The sequence below is a fragment of the Listeria sp. ILCC796 genome, from assembly GCF_900186175.1.
Classification (GTDB): Bacteria; Bacillota; Bacilli; order Lactobacillales; family Listeriaceae; genus Listeria; species Listeria goaensis.
The window spans coordinates 1-3,394 of sequence record NZ_FYBV01000020.1 but is presented as its reverse complement, the minus strand read 5'-3'; the positions used below and the strand labels follow the sequence as shown (position 1 = coordinate 3,394).

Genomic DNA, 3,394 nt, shown 5'->3' with positions numbered 1-3,394 from the left:
CAATTTTTAATTGTCCATCTTTTAATGTTACTCGTTTACGATCCAGTTCTTTATTCGTTGAATCTAGACCTACAAGATAGACTGTTTGTGTTGTACTTGTAATGTCATTTTTCGCATAGTACTCGAAACTTCCTGTTACAGGAATAGTCACTTTCTTAGCGCCATCTACTTCCAAGTAAACTTTCGTCACATCGCCAGCTACTTCCGCTTTAACGCGTGTATCGTAACCAACATAGTACGCATCTTTCACCGTCACCGTTCCATTTGAAGCTCGTGTAACGGTTGTGTTCGCACTTGCTGATTTCCCATTTTTCGTTGCGGTTGCAGTGACAACAACGTCAGCCGCTTGTTTTGGAATGGTAATGCTGTAATGACCACTAGCATCTGCTTTTCCTGTTGCAATCGTAGTGTTACCTACTTTAATAGTTATATCTGCATTCGGTTCTGCCGTTCCTTCTGCTTTTGTAGAATCAGAATTTAAGGCATTAATTGTCGTTGGCGCAATATTACCTTGTGCAACCGTAGTATTCGCACTTTCTGTTTTGCCTTTCGCTGTTGCACTTGCCGTTACGACCGTTCCAAATGCTTGTTTTGGAATAGTTAACATATACGTTCCATCAGAAGCTACCGTTCCACTTGCAATTTGGTTGTTGTTTTGATCTTTAATCACAATCGTTGCGTTTGGTTCTGCTGTTCCTTCTGCTTTCACAGAATCCGTTGTAAGTGAATTAATCGTCGTTGGTGCAATATTACCTTGTGTGACGGTTGTATTCGCACTTGAAGATTTACCATTCTTCGTTGCGGTTGCCGTTACAACCGTATTGACTGCTTGTTTTGGAATCGTAATGCTATATGTGCCGTTCGCTTGAACAACACCACTTGCAATTTGGTTGTTGTTTTGATCCTTAAATACAATCGTTGCGTTTGGTTCTGCGGTTCCTTCTGCTTTCACAGAATCTGTTGTAAGTGGATTAATTGTTGTTGCAGCAATATTACCTTGTGTGACGGTTGTACTCGCACTTGCTGTTTTTCCACTCGCACTTGCCGTTGCCGTTACCACAGTTCCAACAACTTGTTTTGGAATTAAGAGAAGATACGTACCATCTGATGCTACTCGGCCACTTGCAATTTGATTATCATTTTGATCTTTAATCACAATCGTTGCATTTGGCTCTGCGGTTCCTGCTACTGATGTAGAGTCCGTTGTCAAAGCACCAATTGTTGTCGGCGCAATATCTCCTTGAATAACGGTTGTGTTTGCACTCGCTGACTTACTATTTTTCGTTGCATCAGCTGTCACAACTACTCCAGCCGCTTGTTTTGGAATGGTGATGCTGTAGTTTCCATTCGCATCCACTTTTCCTGTTGCAATCGTAGTGTTACCTACTTTAATAGCCATATCTGCGTTTGGTTCTGCTGTTCCTTCTGCTTTCACAGAATCTGTCGTTAAGCTATTAATTGTCGTTGGTGCAAGGTTACCTTGAGTAACCGTTGTATTCGCACTTGCTGTTTTTCCATTTGCACTTGCTGTCGCGGTTACGACTGTTCCAAATGCTTGTTTTGGAATCGTAATACTATACGTACCGTCTGATGTTACTCGGCCGCTTGCAATTTGATTATCATTTTGGTCTTTAATTACAATTGTTGCATTCGGCTCTGCGGTTCCTTCCGCTTTCACTGAATCTGTTGTTAATGCATTAATCGTTGTTGGGGCAATATTGCCTTGGGTAACTGTTGTACTCGCACTTGCTGTTTTTCCACTTGCACTTGCTGTTGCCGTTACTACAGTTCCAACAACTTGTTTTGGAATCACTAGAAGGTACGTGCCATCTGACGCTACACGACCACTTGCTAATTGATTATCATCTTGATCTTTAATCACAATCGTTGCATTTGGCTCTGCTGTTCCTGCTACTGATGTAGAGTCCGTTGTCAAAGCACCAATTGTTGTCGGCGCAATATTACCTTGAGTAACCGTAGTACTTGCACTCTCTGTTTTTCCACTTGCACTTGCTGTTGCAGTTACAACCGTTCCAACTGCTTGTTTCGGAATTAAGAGAAGGTACGTACCATCTGACGCTACACGACCACTTGCTAACTGATTGTTATTTTGATCTTTAATCACAATCGTTGCATTCGGCTCGGCTGTTCCTTCGGCTACTGTAGAATCCGTTGTCAAGGCACCAATCGTTGTTGGCGCAATATTGCCTTGGGTAACCGTTGTGTTCGCACTTGCTGATTTGCCATTCTTCGTTGCGGTTGCCGTTACAATCGTACCAGCAGCTTGTTTCGGAATCGTAATGCTATAGGCTCCACTTGCATTAGATGTACCCGTCGCAATCGTCGTTTGGCCGGCTTTTATTGTAATTGATGCATTTGGCTCTGCTGTTCCTTCTGCTTTCACAGAGTCCGTTGTTAACGCATTAATCGTTGTCGGCGCAAGGTCTCCTTGCGTTACCGTTGTGGTTGCCGTATTCGATGTTACACCATTTTTTGTTGCCGTTGATTCGACAACTGTTCCAACGGCTTGTTTTGGAATCGTAATGCTGTAATGACCACTAGCATCTGCTTTTCCTGTTGCAATTGTTGTTTGACCGACTTTAATTGTCATATCCGCGTTTGGTTCAGCCGTTCCTTCTGCTTTCACGGAATCGGTTGTTAGACTGTTAATTGTCGTTGCGGCAATCGCTCCTTGAGTGACTGTTGTGGTTGCCGTATTTGATGTTTTGCCATTTTTTGTTGCCGTTGATTCGACAACTGTTCCAACTGTTTGTTTTGGAATCGTAATGCTGTAGGCTCCACTTGCATTAGATGTACCCGTTGCAATCGTCGTTTGACCGACTTTTATTGCAATTGATGCATTTGGTTCCGCGGTTCCTTCTGCTTTTACAGAATCCGTTGTTAACGCATTAATCGTTGTCGACGCAAGATTTCCTTGCGTGACTGTTGTATTCGCACTCTTCGTTTGGCCGTTCTTCGTTACAGCTGCCGTGACAACTGTTCCAACGGCTTGTTTTGGAATCGTAATGCTGTAGTTTCCATCAGAACCTACTTTTCCACTCCCGATTTGCGTATTGTTTTGGTCTTTGATCACAATATCCGCATTTGGTTCCGCTGTTCCTTCTGCTTTTACGGAATCCGTTGTTAATGCATTAATCGTTGTATCTGCAATAGTAGCAACTAGTGGTACTCTTGTTCTTGCAATTTCAAGATTTTCTGAGTTATAACCAATCGCATAGACTTCATCTGTTGCCGCATTTGTGATATCTGTACGTGCATAATATTGGAAGGTACCATCTGTTCCAACTGGAATCTTCGTAAGAGGCGTTCCATTTACAACAAGTCCTACTTTGACAACAGAACCTGTGTATGTTCCGCGTACATAAGAATCTGC

1 protein-coding gene is annotated in these 3,394 nt (G+C 42.7%); it reads right to left on the bottom strand.

Annotated elements, in window-relative coordinates; all coding sequences use genetic code 11:
• Positions 1-3,394 (bottom strand): Ig-like domain-containing protein (locus tag CFS04_RS12890; protein WP_255377797.1); only part of this gene is annotated, 3,394 nt, incomplete at both ends.